Here is a 16,527-nt window from a genome sequence, read left to right as displayed (position 1 = left end):
ATCATGAACAGAGCCTCACTACTCCCCATCGTCTGTCTCGCTTCGCTACTGGCCATAGGCGCTGCGATGGGCAACCCCGTCACGACACCGTCAAGGAACCAGGACACGCAGGTCGCGCCCTTGGGGCGCTCTGACTCTGAACAGGCAGCGAGTTGGGGCCTGACCGAGCAGGAATGGACACGCTTCGAACAGATCCAAGCCGGTCCACGCGGTTTCTGGAGCCCGAACCTCGATCCGTTAACCGCCCTCGGGGTTGAGTCCAAGACCGACCAAGAGCGCCAGCGATATGCCGAATTACAGGTAGCACTGGAAGCCAAGCGCGCCGAGCGTGAATTGGCCTACCAAAACGCTTACACAGCGGCCTGGGCCAAGCTGTTTCCGGGGCTGTTGCCGGTTCAGGGTATGGCATCCCCGCCCTCGTCTAGCTCACCGGTAGAGCCGCGCCGAGCTCTGTTTGTCGAAGATCACTGCTCTGCGTGCACCGCCGAAGCACAGCGTCTGCAAAGCAGTGATACGGCGTTCGATATCTACCTGGTGGGCAGCCAAGGCGAGGATGAACGCGTCCGCAGCTGGGCTCGGCAAGCGGACATTGATCCGGCCAAGGTTCAACGCCGGCAGATCACCCTGAACCATGACCGTGGTCGCTGGTTCAGCCTGGGCGCCCCAAGACCATTACCCGTCACATTTCAACAGGTGAATGGACAATGGCAAAGTCTCGATTGATTGCTATTGCGCTCCAACTGGCAGTGCACGCGGTTCGGGCTGACGAACTTCCGCCTCCGGCTTATCAACTGGCGGCGCATGATGCCGACATCCCGTCTACGGTGTTGTTCGCGATTGCCTTACAGGAGAGCGGTATTCGCGTCCGTGGTCGACTGCTGCCGTGGCCGTGGACCCTAAATATAGCCGGAACACCCTACCGTTTCGCCACTCGCCAGGCCGCATGTCACGCCTTGCTCCAGGCGCTCAAACAATATGACGCTAAACGGGTCGACGCCGGACTTGGGCAAACCAACCTGGGTTATCACGGACAACGTTTTTCCAGTCCCTGCGAAGCTCTCGAACCCTACCGCAATCTGGCTGTGACTGCCGCCCTGCTGCAAGAGCATCACGCGGTCACCGGTGATTGGGTTTCAGCCGCTGGGCGTTATCACCGCCCTAGGGGAGGTTTACCCGCAGCGCGTTACCGCGATGGATTCTCCCGGCAACTCGCACGGCTACAAGCTTCCGCTGAACAAGGCACACCACCATGAAACGAATTCCTATTACCTATTACTTCTCCCTGCTCTTGGCTGCTTTCGCCCAGTCGAAACAATCCGTTGCAGAGGACCAGTTTGGCGGCTTCAACCGTCCCCATTTTCAAGTTGCCAGGCCGCCCATGAACAACAATCTCCAGCCTGGTCGCGCCATGCATGCGGACTTATCCACGTTTGCCGATGAAACCTGGATATTACCCGTTCGCAGCGCTCACTTGAGCCCCGGCCAAATCACGTCTCGCGCCCTAAACATGCCAGGCTTACGGCCATTTTTCCTGGTGGGTGAGGATACCCACTCACTGGCTTGGTTGCGTCAACGCGCGCCTGAACTGCAGGAAATGGGCGCAGCCGGTCTAGCGGTTGAAGTAACCGATACCGAAGCTTTGTCCCGGATTCGAGCCGCCGCGCCGGGCATCACCATCCTGCCGGTCAACGGTAACGACATCGCCACCCGCTTGCAGATCGAGCACTACCCCGTCTTGATCACCGCCACCTCACTGGAACAGTGAGTCCAGGTCATGGCCGAGCATGCGATGGAGTCCAAGCTCCGACCGGCGGTGGAGTTGTACACCGTAGCGATCTGCATCGCCGCCGCGGTGTTGTGCGTGTACTCGCCCTGGGCTGTGGCCCTGTCACCCGAGATCGGGCTGGTTGCGGCGCTGGCCTATACACTATTCGGCCTGATACGCCTGCGACAAGCATGGGAGGTACTGCGCTATCGGCGCAATATTCGCAGACTGCCCCGATACGAACTGACTAGTGGGGAAATCCCGGTCAGCCGCAAGCGTCTGTTTATGGGCAGAGGATTTCGCTGGACGCGCCTGCACACCCAGCGCTTGGTCGAGGCTCAGGATCCAGCGGTCGCCCATTATGTCGACCAACCAGCCCGTTATCGCCTAGCCCGTGGACTCGAACGGTCCCTTGAGCAGGCACCGTTTCCGCTCTCGACATTGGCCCGTGTCACTGCCTGGGACAGTGCCTTCAATCCATTGCGCCCTTTACCTCCGGTAGGAGGCTCACCGCTGCTGCATGGGGTCGAGCCCGATGAAACGGAAGTCAGTCTACCTCTGGGCGAACGGGTCGGTCACACCCTGGTGCTGGGCACGACCCGCGTCGGCAAGACGCGACTCGCCGAGGTATACATCACTCAAGACATTCACCGCGTTGAACATGAGGTAGTGATTGTCTTCGACCCGAAGGGCGATGCCGACTTGCTCAAGCGCATGTACGTCGAAGCCAAACACGCCGGTCGGGAGAAAGAGTTTTATGTCTTCCATCTTGGCTGGCCAGAAATCTCCGCGCGCTACAACGCGGTGGGACGTTTCGGGCGCATCTCGGAAGTGGCGTCGCGCATCGCCGGGCAGCTCAGCGGTGAAGGCAACTCGGCGGCCTTCCGTGAGTTCGCCTGGCGTTTCGTCAACATCATAGCTCGCGCTCTGATCGAGCTGGGCCGGCGCCCGGACTACCTGCAGATCCAGCGACATGTGGTTAACATCGACGCCCTGTTCATCGAGTACGCCCAGCAGTTTTTCGCCAAGACCGACCCGAAGGCGTGGGAAGTGATCGTCCAGCTCGAAGGCAAGCTCACAGAGAAGAACATTCCCCGGCATATGATAGGACGCGAAAAGCGGGTGGTGGCCATCGAGCAATACCTGGCGGTGAAGCGTGTATTTGATCCGGTAATGGACGGACTGCGTTCGGCGGTGCGCTACGACCGCACTTACTTCGACAAAATCGTGGCCTCGCTACTGCCGCTGCTGGAGAAACTCACCACCGGCAAGACCGCTCAGTTACTGGCTCCCAACTACACCGACCTGGATGACCCGCGGCCGATCTTCGACTGGATGCAGATCATCCGAAAACGCGGCATCGTCTACGTTGGCCTGGATGCGCTGACTGATGCCGAAGTGGCCGCCGCCGTGGGCAATTCAATGTTCGCCGACTTGGTCTCGGTCGCGGGACATATCTACAAACATGGCATTGACCATGGGCTGCCTCAATCTGGCAACGCTGGTGACAAACTGCCAATCAACCTGCATGCCGATGAGTTCAACGAGTTGATGGGCGATGAGTTCATTCCGCTGATCAACAAGGGGGGCGGTGCCGGTATCCAGGTAACCGCCTACACCCAAACCCTCAGCGACATCGAAGCACGTATCGGCAACCGCGCCAAGGCCGGCCAGGTGGTCGGCAATTTCAACACCCTACAGATGCTACGGGTACGCGAAACCGCGACCGCGGAACTGCTCACCCAGCAGTTGCCCAAGGTTAATGTGCTGACCAAGACCCTGGTCTCGGGTGCGACCGACACCTCCGATCCGGGGGCCAACACGGACTTCACCTGGTCCTCACAGGACCGTGTCAGCAGCACCAGTGTGCCGCTGATCGAGCCAGCACACATCGTTAGTTTGCCCAAAGGGCAGATGTTCTCCTTCCAGGCCGGTGGCCAGCTCTGGAAAGTTCGTATGCCGTTACCGAAACCTTCTAACGACGACGCCATGCCCAAGGACCTGCAGGAGCTCACTCAGATGATGCGGGCGACTTACAACCAGCAGGCGGGTCAATGGTGGAGGGCTAGCGGTGGTGGCCCGACTACAAACTTCGATTTGGATCAGGTGGGCTAGCCCGGTCTCACCACAGGAGTCGATGCAGCAGCAAGCTATTCAGAAAGTTTCGTGACGATACCAAATGCAAAGCACAATGGAGTGAACGATGGCGACTTCCGTCCGGAACACGCCGCCACAACAGACCCAGCGCTCAGGATTGCTCATCTCGGCGATCGGCTTAGTACTGCGCACTATCAGTTTGTTAATTGCCTCATTGCTGTTCTCGATCTTGATCGAGTGGGCTGGCCTGCTTTTCTTTTGGGGGGATCAAGGCTGGAGGCACAGCCAAGGCATGCTGACTAATGAACTGGGGTGGCTTAGCGCGCACTTCAAATCTTCACTCATTCTTCAACAACCCGGGCAGATGATTGTCCAGATACTGGATATCCTCACCCAGTGGCTTTTGGTCAAAACTGGATTTGCGGACTTCGCTCATCAGGCCCGGGTGTCGAGCCAGGGACACGGGTTCTGGCACTGGACCAATCAGCTCTACGTGAGTATTGAGGATTTCGTGCTGGCCGCGGTGTACGTTACCTTCACCTTCGTAGTGCGCCTGACCATTCTGGTCTTAGCCACGCCGCTGTTCTTACTGAGCATGCTCACTGGTTTTGTTGATGGATTAATGCGCCGTGATCTGCGCAAATTTGGCGCTGGGCAAGAAAGCAGTTTTGTCTATCACCGTGCTAAGCGAGCAGTGTTACCACTGCTAATCGTGCCCTGGATTATCTACCTATTCCTACCGTTTTCGCTCAATCCCATGGCGATTTACTTGCCTTGCGCGGTGATGGTCGGAATAGCAACTGCTATCACCGCGGCAACGTTCAAAAAACACCTTTGATAGAACGTACTGCTTGAATGTAATGCACGAGGTTGCTATAGCCAGAGAGAAAGGAACCGGGCTTCGGTGCGTGGGATTGTGGCGGTAAGGATGCTTGATGGCTCCGTTTTGTCAGGCCTGTAGGTTTAGGCATTCCAAGCCATCCTCGGCGTGTGAGAAAGTCCTGCAGCGGGCTGTAATAGACCACTTTTCGGCAGTAATCGGCCAAAAGGATACTACACAAGGGCTTATCCAATGCCGGTACACATACGCCAGTCAATGCCGACCACGGCCAATTCCTATATCGACTGGATTGCCGAACAGATGGGACACACCAATAGCACATGATCCGCCAGCACTATGCACATGGATCAACGAGGACGGCCCGGACGTGGTGGGTATGCTGCAACTGGCCTTGAAGCTTTCGCCCGTCACAGCTCAACATTAAAGCTACGCAACTCAATCCCATCGGCAAAGCGCCCTACAGCCGTCAGGCTGGTCCAAATGCGCAACGCCTCACGGCGCGAGCGTACCGCCAACCAGCTACTGCCAGAGCCGCCTAGGCGGATAGCCAGCGTCCACTTTTCCTCTTGTCGGCTGACCAGCGTATCGCGCACCGCGCCGCCTCCATCAGGGCGCGCAGTGCTTCTTCCTGAATCCGTTGTTCATGATTAAGCGTGCCTCCTGACTCGATCGGTAAAGTCGCTGACCTGGGTGGGTATCAGGCAATTCAACTTACCGAAGGTCGCCAGGTGCTGGATCATTGCTTCTTGACTGCCGGGTTCACGGGCGACCATGCGCCGGCAGGTCTTGTCCAGGATCAACACGGCCAGCTCCGGGTTTTCGACCCTCGCGGCATCGAAGGCCTGTGCGATAGCGATGGCCAGTTCGCCCAGGTCCGGGTCCTGCCGCTGAAGCGCCTTTAGCGCATTCATCTGCCGCGCAGTGATGGGTAGCGACACGTCGCTCTTCCTTAGTAAGCACGCTTCGACCAAGCGCAGCGGTAATGGTAGACCAGCCTGCCGGGGCCTGGTTTACGCAGGCAAACAAAAAGGCCCGCGCACCTGGTCAAAGTGTGGGGGCCTTTTGAACATAAGCGGCGATATCAGAATACTTCGCGTTGTTAGCCGCGGGATACCGTTGCGTCCGATACGTTGAGTAATCCCGCAGGGGGCATGCGCCGACGTTCGAAAGCTTCCCAGTGTTCGCGCCTGCGCTGTTCTCCGCAGCGCATGCACACGTATACATCCGGGCTCAACCCTAGGTAGTAGCCCTTTCTGATATAGGGATGGGGGCATTGGCTTGATGGATACCCGCCATTAACTTCATACGATTCAGTCATCATATAAAAACCTAAAAAAAGCCCGCACTTAGTGCGGGCAAAACAGGAGTAATACCTTGAGACTGATTGAGCGAACAGGCTCAGTATTGAGAGCCAAAGGATGCAGAGTCAGTTTAGTTTTTATTTGTCGCTGTCGACGAACGGCGAATAACAAGCGAGACGGAATTGTACAACCCGAACTATTTTGTACAACACAAAAATTCTGAACCTTCTTTCTGATGAAGTAACAAAAAAGTTCAGGGAGAAGCGATATGAAAAATTCTTTATATATCATCGAATACGAAATCCATGACGTACCTAAATCTTTCATCGTAAGAGCGGAGGTCATGAACAATGCGGAAGCTTGGCACTGGGCAGCGTGCGATGTAGGGATAGGGATCATCCCTAGGTTTCGGAACGAAAAAATAAAACGGATCAGCAAGCCAATGGGTGAGCGGTACGGCCTTACAAACGTGAGGTGGCGTCCGTCGGGTGATATCCCGTTTATCGCCCAAGCATATGTACCGCCCCCACCAGATTTGAGCGAGAAAGCGACCCAACTACACGATGACTGATGGCGCTTAGCTATAACGCGTTCTAATTTTTTCGGTTGTCCACCATGATGTACATCCTTTTAACGCTTTGGCTAAGTGCGGTGTTCATGACCCGCACGGAGTACTTGCGTCGGCACTTTGGGCAGCGCTGTTCAGATGCGGATGGAACCATGTAGGTGACCTCGCTCTCGCCAAGTTCGAGCGGTGCATCACATTTGATGCACTTGTGATCGTCGTAGTTAGCAAACATATCGGGTCGTCCATGAATAGTCGAACATATACCATCGACCATAAACGCCATGTATTCAATGAAAACGCTGATGAAGATTCAAACAAGCGCTTACTTGCCACCCTAATGCCAGCATTCGGAGATTAGTTAGCTAGCTGTCGCGCACTTCCGTCGACAGCCTGAGGGCGGAGTTCTGGCGGGTTTGCAGGTGGCTGACGAATTGCCGGGTGATCTCGCCGAAGTTGACGTCAGTGCCGATGGGCGTCCAGGTCGCGGCGATTTTTGCGAGGGATCGCGGCCCTCCATCATCAACGGCACCCATTGTTTGATCTGAGTCGGGTCTTCGGAATACTGCATCGGCCGGAACAGCGGGCTGGCCTGCAACGCCTCGTAGCGTTTTTTCAGGAAGCGGATGTTGTCGTCGCCCCACACGAAACTCATGTGCGGCATGGAGTTGATGAACGAGCGCGGGTTGTGCAGCACGCCGGTTTTGACTTGCCAGGCCCGGAACTGCCGGGTGATCTGGAACGCTTCGTTAATTTCCACGGCCTTGGTGATGTCGATCTTGCCGTCTTTTTCCGGGGTGTAGTTCAGCTCGGCGAGCGCCGAGTGGCCGGTGCCGGCATTGTTCCAGCCGTTGGAGCTCTCCTCGGCGACCTTGTCCAGGCGCTCGACCATCTCCATTGACCAACCCGGCTCCAATTCACTGAGCCACACCGCCAGGGTCGAACTCATGATCCCGCCCCCCACCAGCATCACATCGACGCGCTTGGTTTCGGCGGCATACGCGTGCGGGATGCCCAGCGACAGGGCCAGGGCAGTCAGTGCCCCTTTGAGTGTCGGGTTGTTCATGGTTGCCTCCAAGACACGACGGTCGGTTTATTTCGGGGAGGACGTCGACTGCGCCGCATCGATGCACAGGTCGATGGCCACGGTGTCGAGTCGATCACGTTCCTGGGCTGCAAGGCTTTGCAGCGTTTTTGCGTAGACCGCGTCTGCGGCGTCCTTGAGCCGCTGCCACTCCTCCAGGCTGATGATCTCGCGCAGCACCAGCTCGTCGGCGCGGTTGATGAGGGTCCGATAAAAGTCGTCAAGCTGATCCAGGCGGTAGCTATCGTCTTCAAGCAAAAGGTGCCAGGCCCGAATCTCCATCGCTTTTTCGCTTTTTTCCATGCTCGCGCTCCTGCTGAGTAAAAAGCCCGTGCGCCTCAGTAACGCAATACAGCCGCCGCGCGGGTGTCGGTGGGCATCGAGCGCTCGGCAGGCACCACCACCACTTCGCCGCCCTGGCGGATAACGGCCAGGATCAGCTCGTCCAGCGCAGCGTCTTCCTCGGCGACCTGGGCGCCTGGCTCGCTGCCGTCAGCCTCCACCAGCAACAACGCCACCCGGCCTTCCAGCGTCGCATGCTCAATGTCCACCAGCCGCGAGGCATAAAGCCGCTGCCCTACGGCCACGCCAAATCGATCAAACGCGGTGTTCAGCGAATCCTCGTAGCGCTTGCTCATCACGGCGGTGCAGGCCTGCGCCAACTCGGTTGATGAGAGCGTGGCGGGGTCTTTACGCACGCCGTCCGCCAGCAGGAAGGGGTTGTGACTGAGCGCCCTGAACACGGCCTGGTTCTCGGGCAGCGCCACCAGCACCAACGGCAGTTTGCAGACGCGCGAACAGTGCTCGGTGATCGCTTTGTCGACGGCACGGAAGAACCGCTCGCGGTCCAGGTTCACTTCGTCCTGCTTACCGCCACCGCCCGACTCATGCATCATCGGATCGCCGCGCTCACCCGCGCCGCTGAACCCGTCGGGGTGGCCTTGCTGGTCACGGGAGGTCAGTTGATCGCCCAAGGCATCGGCCTGGGAAGTGGGCACCGCCTCCGGCAATTCGACTTGCTGCAGTGTCTGCGCGGCACCCTCGTAAACCCGCACGCTGTCCCGCGTCAGGCACAGCGCCTGGTAGCGTTCGGTCATTGGCGCCTGGCGCAGCAGCGGCCTGAGATAGGGGTGGCGGTTGACGATGGCGGTTTCTTGGACCATCCGATGCAACCCCACCACCAGAAAATACTCGGCGCCGCCAAAGATCGCGATCGAAGGCGGGCAGCTATTCCAGAATTCGGTGTCGGCCACCAGGTCATGAAACGGTGCAAGCAGCGTCTCGGCCCGCGCCTGATCAGCCAGCAGGCCTTCGAGGTCTTTGATGAGGTTCTTCAAACGAATCGGGTTTTGCGTGCGCTCGGGAAACGTCTGCTGGGCGGGCATGTAGACACTCAGGTTGGTGCGATCCGCCAGGGCCAGAAGCGTGTCCAGAGTGTCGCGGGTAAAGGTTTGAACGTGGACCATGGGGAGCCTCCTCAGTGTTTGTCCAGATCAGCCTGCCTGGCCAGGAAATCGTCTTCGAGCAGCGCGTCGATTTGCGCCGGCGATTCTTCCTGGACCGGAGGCGCCGTCAGATGCCCGGTGGATTCGACTTTGGGCGACAAGCGTCCCATCAGATGTTCCAGCGCGTGGTGGATTTTGCGCGCGGCGCCAGCGACGGCCAGCTCCAGGCTTTCCGCCTGATGCGTAACGGACAACGAGCTGTGGCCCTTGGGGCGCACTTCGATCTGGCAACGTTTGTCTTGCGGACCGGACTTCTGCGCATTCACGTCGCCCACGTGGATTTCCACGCGCGTCAGCATCGAGCTGTAGCGCTCGACCTCGTCAACCACTGTACTGCCTACCCACGCCTGAAGATCGGCACTGCCTTCAATATGATTACTGTCTACCTGTACCAGCATGGTCAATTCCTCTTCTGTCCTGAAAAGTAGGCTCGCCCAAGGGCGTCAACGGCCATGTAAGGTTCGAACCGAGGCTATTCTCACGCGTTCGTTCGGCAAACGGCGCAGGCCGATCAACGGCGTACTCCGCTCCGAGCACGCTCAGGCATCAGTGGTCCTGGACCATCGTCTGCATCTGCCAGAGCGTGCGGAAACGTCCCTGGCGGCGACGCAGTTCATCGGGTGCACCGTCCTGAACCACCTTCCCCTCTTCCAGCACCAGCACCCGGTCGAAGCTGGCGATGGTCGAGAGTCGGTGAGCCACCGCAAGTACCGTCCTGCCGCGCATCAGGTCCATCAGCGCGCACTGGATGATGGCCTCGGAATCGGAATCCAGTGCGGAGGTCGCCTCGTCGAGGATCAAGATTGGCGCGTTCTTCAGGAACGCCCGCGCCAGCCCCAGGCGCTGGCGTTGCCCGCCGGAAAGCGTCACGCCACGTTCCCCCACAAGCGTGTGATAACCATCAGGCAGCGCCTGCACGAACTCATCGCAGTAGGCTCGCCGGGCGGCATCAATAATCTGTTGCTCAGTCGCGCGCGGCTGGCCGTAGCCGATGTTTTCCAGGATGCTGCGATTGAACAGCGCCGGCTCCTGGGGTACCACGGCGATTTGCCGGCGCAGGCTGTCCTGGCTGACCGAGCGGATGTCCCGGTCGTCGATCAGGATCGCGCCGTTGTGCACATCGTCCAGACGCTGGAGCAAGCTGAGCAGCGTGGATTTTCCCGAACCCGAGGTACCGGCAATCCCGACGCTCTGGCCCGCAGGAATGTCCAGGAATAAATGGTTGAACACCTGGCGCCCGCCGGGGTATGCATAGCTGACGTCCAGCAATTTGATGCTGCCCCGGGTCGGCGCGAGTTCTTCCGGCGCATCGCTGAGTTCGTGCGGCTGCGCGATGATGCCGAGCGTTTCGGTGATGACGCCCATCTGCTGGCTGGCTTCCACCAGCGCCAGCGCCAATTCGCGCGAGCCGTGGAGGATACGAAACGTCAACGCGCTGACCATGACCACATCGCCCGCCGTAACCTGGCCCTGGCGCCACAGCAGGATCGCCCAGCCCAGCATTGACCCGGCCATGATGGACAGGCAGATATCGTGGAGCACGCGTGCCTTTTCCAGGTAGATCCAACTGCGCCGATGCGCGCCCGCCTCGACGCCTATCTCCCGCTCCAGCCTGACGCGCTCGCGCTCGCGCCCGGAGAACGCCTTGATCGTCCAGACATTGGACACCAGGTCGACAATCTCGCCCCCGACCTGCGCCGACTGCGAGGCGAAGGCGATATGCCGGTTCCTGCCACGCACGCCGACCACAGTGATCAACGCGGCCACCAGCACCACACACGCGATCAGGGCCAATGCCATTGAGCCGCGCACGGCGAACAACACCACTACGGCACCGATAAAATCCACGCACGGCGGTACGATGCGCCAGGCCAGGCCGCCGTATACCGTGTTGGCGGCGGCACCGGCCGCCGACACTCGATTAGCCAGCGAGCCGGCGAAATGCCGGTTGAAATAGCGCATCGGATGACCGGTCAGGTGATGAAAAAGGTCAACGCGCAGGTCGGCGCAACTGCCCACCACGGTATGGCAGCCGACCCAACCGCCCAACCGCCACAGCACGTTTTCCAACACGATCAACCCAATGAACAGACTGAACGCATGCCACACCTGGTCGGCCTGCGACTCTCCGGCCATGGCGTCCACCAGCAACTTCATGCCGTACTGCACCGCCACCGCGCAGCAGGCCGCGCCGATCACCAGTGACAACATCGCGCTGAAATGCAGCGGGCGCACCCTCACGTAGCGCCATAAAAACGCGCTGGCTGTCGTCGGCAAAGGCTCGTCGCGCAAGCGCTGGAAGATCATGTGCGCAGCCTCTGCGCCCGCCTTGCATCAAGCTCGCGCAAGCGTGCCTCGATACGCTCGGGCAGGGCTTTGAGCTGCAGGTGCAACGGGTGGAAAGGCGCGCGTTCGCCCTCTCCGTCGGCGTAGCCAAACACGCCGGTGGGGCAATAACGGCCATCATCCCAGCCGGGGTAATCGAGAAACGGGTACCAACAAATGCCTTGCACCGGCACCCCCCGTTCCAGCGACATCAGCACCTGGTCCACGACATAGCTCAACCAGGGCAAACGCTCCTGGTCCTCCGCCCCGGTTTCGGAGATCAGCAGCGGCCGCTGATAGCGTTGGTGCAACTCTTTGAGCATACCGGCGAGTGGGCGGTAATCCGACTCACCCAGCGCAATGCGCCCGCCGTGGAAATACCACTGATTATGCGGATAGAAATTCGCGCCGATGATATCCAGGTAATCCTCCTGCCCGCCCAGGCCCGGCCACTGGCGCCCGATCAGCATGTCCCAGGCCTCGAATTGGGCCACCCGGTAGCGTTCGGCGTTTTCAATGTCCTCGCTGCGCTGCGACTCGGAGACCACGTTGATCAGCGGGTCGCACTGCACGAAACGCGCAGCCGGCGCGCGCTCGCGAATCGCCTCGATCGCGGCGATGCTGGCGCGCACCAACTGGTGCTTGAGCTCCTGGCCGCGCCCGTGGGCATTGGGGTTGAAATAACCGACGTCGCCCCCCGCCCAGCTCCAGAACGATATCTCGTTGACCGGCGAATAGATCGGAACGCTGATACCTTCATCCGCCATCAGCCCTGCCACCGCGCCGGCAAAACGTGCGAACCGGTCGACAAACGACGGGCGCCAGACGTCCAGGTCATCCGGATACCCGTAATGGCAAAGGTCCCAGATCACTTGCACCTGGTGATCGCGCGCAGCCCTGAGCATCGGCAGGAAACTGCTCCAGTCGTAGCGACCGGAGCTGCGCTCGATCAGGTGCCAACGCAGGCCGTCACGGGCGCAACGCACATTCAGGCCCGCCAGTTGCGCGTAGTCCTTGTGTGCCCAGCGCGCGTGCCCGGTGGCGGCCAGCAAGTCCAGGCGCCGACCATCCTGGCGGCGCTGGCTGGAGCACTCATAGCCCGCCATCACGAAGCTGTTGAAGAGCGCGTGATGACCGCGCTCGCGGGGCTCCCTCTGGCTCTGCTCCGGCGGCGCGCTCATAACACATCGAGCCCGGCTGCAACGGTGGCTTCGCTGCTCGCGGCTTCAATGTCGCGGTACAACGCAAGCGCCTGGCCCACCACTTGGTCCATGTTGTAGTACTTGTAAGTACCCAGGCGCCCGAGAAACGTCACATTCGGCGTCTGCTCCGCGAGGGCCTTGTACCGCTTGTACAGCTCGACGTTTTCGGCGCGTGGAACCGGGTAATAAGGGTCGCCCTCATCGCAGGGAAACTCGCGAGTAATGCTGGTGCAGGGGTGGACCTGACCGGTCAGGTGCTTGTACTCGGTGATGCGCGTGTAGGGCACCTCCGGGTCCGGGAAGTTGACCACCGCCACCGGCTGATAGCGCTCCTGCTCGAGCGTCTGGTGCTCGAACCGCAACGAACGGTAGGGCAAGCGTCCCAACTGGAAATCAAAGTACTCGTCGATCGGGCCGCAATAGATCACGTGGTTGAATTTCACCTCATCGCGCACGTCCTTGAAGTCGGTATCCAGCAGCACGTCGATCCGGGGGTGATCGAGCATCTGCTCGAACATGCGCGTGTAGCCATCGCGGGGCATCATCTGGAAGGTGTCGGTGAAATAGCGGTCGTCTTCATTGGTGCGCGTGGGGATCCGCGAGGTCACCGACTTGTCCAGCGCGGAAGGGTCCAGGCCCCATTGCTTGCGGGTGTAGCCACGGAAGAATTTCTCGTAGAGCGTGCGCCCGATCTGATTGACCACCACGTCCTCCGACGTGCGAATCGTGGCCACCGGCTCCGCGCGCTCGGCCAAGAACACTTCGGCTTGCTCGGACGTCATCGACAAACCGTACAGTTTGTTAAGCGTGGTGAGATTGATGGGGATCGGCACCAGTTGCCCATCGACCTGCGCCAGCACACGGTGCTCATAGGGCCGCCACTCGGTAAAGCGCGACAGGTAGTCGACGATCCGCTGCGCGTTGGTGTGAAAGATGTGCGGACCGTAACGATGCACCAGTACCCCCGCCGCATCCGGGTGATCGTATGCGTTGCCGGCGATATGCGCGCGTCGGTCGATCAACAGCACGTTGCGCCCCAGCCCCTGGGCCAGCCGTTCGGCGATGACGCTGCCGGCAAACCCGGCACCGACGACCAGGTAGTCATAGACCCCGCGCCCGGGTTGGCAGGACGGTCCGGACTTGGCGGTTTCAAGGTTTATCTGAGGCATTCGATCTGCTCCTTCATAAAGCGGCACGTGTTGTCCCAAGACATCCCCTCAAGCGCCGCATCGGCACGTTTTAGGAAATCGGGCGTGCCTTTCAGGCGCAGAGCGCCTTCGATGGCGCTGACAAACGCGTCGGCAGTGTCGGCGATAAATACGGCACCGCTTTGGCCGTAGCCATTGACTACATCGCGTATCGGCGTCGAGACCACGGGGCAGCCGCCGGCTAGGTACTCGGGGGTCTTGGTTGGGCTGATGAAACGGGTGGACGCATTGAGCGCGAACGGCATCAGGGCCGCGTCCCAGCCGTTCAGGTAAGCTGGCAGCTCGGCGTATTGCCGCCCGCCCAGATAATGAATATTGGGGCGTCGCGGCAGGGTCTGCGGATCGATCTTGACCACTGGCCCAACCAATACGATCTGCCAGTCGGGACGCAACGCCGCCACATGGTCAACCAGCTCGATGTCGAAGCGCTCATCGATCACACCGAAAAAGCCTAGGCGTGGCCGCGCGACCGGCGCCTGGTCGGCAGGGTCCGCCAACGCGTTTCGTGCCTGCGCAAAATGGCCAATGTCGACGCTGCTAGGCACAGGGTGCGCATTGCCGTGCTGGTGCTGCTTGACCTCCCAGATGCTGAAACCGCCAGTGAACACCACGTCGGCCTTGTCCATGAGCAGCCGCTCCATGTGCACCAGTTGGGCCGGCGCGCCCTTGAACGCAGACAGCTCATCCATGCAGTCGAACACCGTGACCCGCGCCTGGAGGTGGTCGGTAAACGCCAGGCTCATGGGCGTGAAATACCAGAGCAGAAGATCACCTTGCACGGCCTTGGCAAGACGCTCATCCAGCAACCGTCGCTGCGCCTCGATCATCGCCTGCTCACCCAGGCCCTCAGGCAGGTGCGGGACGACCACCCGGATGCCCGCCGCCGGGCTCGACGTTTCCAGGCGAGGAGGCTCGCCACCGCCTACCACCGGTTCTTCGAAGAAGATCACGTCGTAGTCTTTCGCCAGGCGCGACATCACATGCTGCGGACGCTGGTAGACGAACTCCCAGCGCAAATGGGATAGGCACACCAGCGTAGGACGGGCCTGGCTGGCGGATTCAACAGGACTTAGCCCACTTACTTGGGCAAACGGCACGGGCTGTTCCGAAAGGTTCATATCAACGTCCTTATCAAGCGAAAAGATGACGGCTCATGCATCGAGCCCTTTGGCCATACCGTGTCGATACGGCAAGTGCACAACAGTCTTTATCCAGGCTATTCGGCTCTTGAAAGTTGGAAGCACGGTCGTCGCAGGTCGTTCAGTGCAAGAATCAGCGCAGCCGATGAACTGCATATACCGATCAGTCAAACGGCTTGAACTCCTCCTAGAAAGCGACCCCTACCTTGAACAGTCAGCTGCACAAACAGCGCTGACCGAACTGAGGAAACAGGCATCGGGTAGATGCCAGGCGAACGAGGGCGAGCGCATGATTTTGATTACGGGCGGTGCGGGATACATCGGTGCGCACGTCGCATTGGAATTGATGGTCCGAGGCGAAGAAGTGTTGATACTGGATAATTTGTGCAATAGCCGTCGCTCGACGATCGACCGGGTAAGCGCCTTGGCGGGCAAGCGGCCGGAGTTCATTTATGGCGACGTGCGTAATCGACGGTTGCTCGACAGGCTGCTGCGTGACTACCCCATCGACGCCGTAGTGCATTGCGCGGGGTTGAAAGCCGTCGGCGAGAGCGTGCGCGAGCCATTGCGCTACTACGACACCAATGTCGGCGGCAGCGTGGTGCTTTGCCAGGCCATGGCAAAGGCCGGCGTATTCCGGTTGGTGTTCAGCTCATCCGCAACGGTGTATGGGGATTGCACCCGCATGCCAATCAACGAAGCGTGCGCCACCGGGCAACCGACCAACCCGTACGGGATGTCGAAGCTGATGTGTGAAAACGTTATGAAAAGCGTGGCTAGCTCTGACCCGCGCTGGTCGATAGGCCTGCTGCGCTACTTTAACCCAATCGGTGCCCATGCCTCCGGCCTGCTGGGCGAAGCGCCGACCAGCACACCGAACAATCTATTGCCCTATCTGCTTCAGGTTGCCAGTGGCGAGCGGCAAGCGTTGTCAGTGTACGGCAAGGACTACCCGACCCCGGACGGCACCGGCGTTCGCGATTACATCCATGTCGTCGATCTAGCGTTGGGGCATATCAGCGCGCTAGAAGCGTTGCGCGAACGCTGTGGCGTCAGTATTTGGAACCTGGGAACGGGGCGCGGGTATTCGGTGCTGGATGTGATCAACGCCTTTGAAAAGGTGAGCGGCGTCAGGATCCCGCTGAATTTCGAAGCGCGTCGCCCAGGCGACATAGCCTGCTGCTGGGCCGACCCCCAAAAGTCCATCGACGAGCTGGGCTGGCAAGCGCGCTTTTCACTGGAGCAAATGCTCTACGACGCGTGGCGCTGGCAAATCAACCAGCGTGAGCATAAGGCGATTTGGCAGACAAAGTGAAGCGCACACATTGGCAGGGAACATTGATTCAGACACACCGGAGTCAGCGCTGGAATGGAGGAGATGTCTCAAGAAGTCATCTTTTGGCTCGAAGCGCGTGGGACTGGGTTCCGCAATTTCCCTGCAAATGTAGCGCCGTTCGTGAACTGGGAGTCAAATGCGGCCCTCCTGCTCCAAATA

At 59.7% G+C, this 16,527-nt stretch carries 15 protein-coding genes and 3 pseudogenes; 8 read left to right on the top strand and 10 right to left on the bottom strand.

Annotation, left to right across the window (positions count from 1 at the left end):
- Positions 1-3 precede the first annotated feature (3 nt).
- The 6 genes and pseudogenes from C4J92_RS10070 to C4J92_RS27195 all read left to right on the top strand — a co-directional run.
- Positions 4-723 carry a TIGR03759 family integrating conjugative element protein gene (locus C4J92_RS10070; RefSeq protein ID WP_124362200.1) on the top strand — a complete coding sequence of 240 codons (720 nt, stop codon included), beginning with the start codon at positions 4-6 and terminating at the stop codon, positions 721-723.
- On the top strand, positions 705-1,253 hold the full coding sequence (locus tag C4J92_RS10065) for a lytic transglycosylase (protein ID WP_124362199.1): 549 nt from the start codon (positions 705-707) through the stop codon (positions 1,251-1,253). Before C4J92_RS10070 ends, C4J92_RS10065 begins: the two co-directional genes overlap by 19 nt.
- Complete coding sequence (locus tag C4J92_RS10060) at positions 1,250-1,765, top strand: integrating conjugative element protein (RefSeq protein WP_124362198.1); 516 nt, start codon at positions 1,250-1,252, stop codon at positions 1,763-1,765. Before C4J92_RS10065 ends, C4J92_RS10060 begins: the two co-directional genes overlap by 4 nt.
- A 9-nt stretch (positions 1,766-1,774) precedes the next feature.
- The gene (traD, locus tag C4J92_RS10055) at positions 1,775-3,880 is read left to right on the top strand and encodes a type IV conjugative transfer system coupling protein TraD (protein WP_124403713.1); all 2,106 of its coding nucleotides are present in this window, start codon (positions 1,775-1,777) and stop codon (positions 3,878-3,880) included.
- 88 nt (positions 3,881-3,968) lie between these two features.
- On the top strand, positions 3,969-4,700 hold the full coding sequence (locus C4J92_RS10050) for a TIGR03747 family integrating conjugative element membrane protein (RefSeq protein ID WP_124362196.1): 732 nt from the start codon (positions 3,969-3,971) through the stop codon (positions 4,698-4,700).
- 232 nt (positions 4,701-4,932) lie between these two features.
- Positions 4,933-5,127: pseudogene (locus C4J92_RS27195) on the top strand (site-specific integrase); the annotation flags it as partial.
- Here the strand turns inward: C4J92_RS27195 and C4J92_RS10040 are convergent.
- A pseudogene (locus C4J92_RS10040) lies at positions 5,111-5,310 on the bottom strand (hypothetical protein). The pseudogenes C4J92_RS27195 and C4J92_RS10040 sit on opposite strands and share 17 nt — an antisense overlap.
- Positions 5,311-5,350: 40 nt before the next feature.
- Positions 5,351-5,641: a hypothetical protein gene (locus tag C4J92_RS10035; protein WP_124362195.1), complete on the bottom strand. Its 291-nt coding sequence runs from the start codon at positions 5,639-5,641 to the stop codon at positions 5,351-5,353.
- A 631-nt stretch (positions 5,642-6,272) separates the two neighbouring features.
- Here C4J92_RS10035 and C4J92_RS10030 point away from each other — a divergent pair.
- Positions 6,273-6,575, top strand: coding sequence for a DUF6555 family protein (locus C4J92_RS10030; protein WP_124362194.1), 303 nt, complete (start codon positions 6,273-6,275; stop codon positions 6,573-6,575).
- A 365-nt stretch (positions 6,576-6,940) separates the two neighbouring features.
- On the opposite strand, the pseudogene C4J92_RS10025 reads toward C4J92_RS10030, so the two are convergent.
- The 8 genes and pseudogenes from C4J92_RS10025 to C4J92_RS09990 all read right to left on the bottom strand — a co-directional run.
- Positions 6,941-7,635: pseudogene (locus tag C4J92_RS10025) on the bottom strand (malate:quinone oxidoreductase); the annotation flags it as partial.
- A gap of 27 nt (positions 7,636-7,662) precedes the next feature.
- Positions 7,663-7,956, bottom strand: coding sequence for a hypothetical protein (locus C4J92_RS10020; RefSeq protein WP_124362193.1), 294 nt, complete (start codon positions 7,954-7,956; stop codon positions 7,663-7,665).
- A gap of 35 nt (positions 7,957-7,991) precedes the next feature.
- Complete coding sequence (locus tag C4J92_RS10015; RefSeq protein ID WP_124403712.1) at positions 7,992-9,119, bottom strand: hypothetical protein; 1,128 nt, start codon at positions 9,117-9,119, stop codon at positions 7,992-7,994.
- Between the two features lie 11 nt (positions 9,120-9,130).
- Positions 9,131-9,556, bottom strand: coding sequence for an HPF/RaiA family ribosome-associated protein (locus C4J92_RS10010; protein ID WP_124403711.1), 426 nt, complete (start codon positions 9,554-9,556; stop codon positions 9,131-9,133).
- Between the two features lie 148 nt (positions 9,557-9,704).
- Complete coding sequence (locus tag C4J92_RS10005) at positions 9,705-11,465, bottom strand: ABC transporter ATP-binding protein (protein WP_124362190.1); 1,761 nt, start codon at positions 11,463-11,465, stop codon at positions 9,705-9,707.
- Positions 11,462-12,664 (bottom strand): beta-glucosidase, encoded by a 1,203-nt coding sequence (locus C4J92_RS10000; protein WP_124362189.1) that lies wholly within the window; start codon positions 12,662-12,664, stop codon positions 11,462-11,464. The genes C4J92_RS10005 and C4J92_RS10000 overlap by 4 nt, the downstream gene beginning before the upstream one ends.
- Positions 12,661-13,854, bottom strand: a complete 1,194-nt coding sequence (glf, locus tag C4J92_RS09995; protein WP_124362188.1) for a UDP-galactopyranose mutase — start codon at positions 13,852-13,854, stop codon at positions 12,661-12,663. Before glf ends, C4J92_RS10000 begins: the two co-directional genes overlap by 4 nt.
- Entirely contained in the window at positions 13,842-15,011 is a 1,170-nt protein-coding gene (locus C4J92_RS09990) for a glycosyltransferase family 1 protein (RefSeq protein ID WP_124362187.1), read from the bottom strand. The genes glf and C4J92_RS09990 overlap by 13 nt, the downstream gene beginning before the upstream one ends.
- A gap of 310 nt (positions 15,012-15,321) precedes the next feature.
- Between C4J92_RS09990 and galE the strand changes: the two genes are divergently transcribed.
- On the top strand, positions 15,322-16,347 hold the full coding sequence (gene galE / locus C4J92_RS09985) for a UDP-glucose 4-epimerase GalE (protein ID WP_124362186.1): 1,026 nt from the start codon (positions 15,322-15,324) through the stop codon (positions 16,345-16,347).
- The last annotated feature ends 180 nt before the right edge of the window (positions 16,348-16,527 follow it).

Origin of the sequence: Pseudomonas sp. R3-18-08, from assembly GCF_003852065.1 — a bacterium.
Taxonomy (GTDB): Bacteria; Pseudomonadota; Gammaproteobacteria; order Pseudomonadales; family Pseudomonadaceae; genus Aquipseudomonas.
The sequence above is the reverse complement of the archived record's forward strand: the minus strand, read 5'-3'. Positions and strand labels throughout refer to the sequence as shown.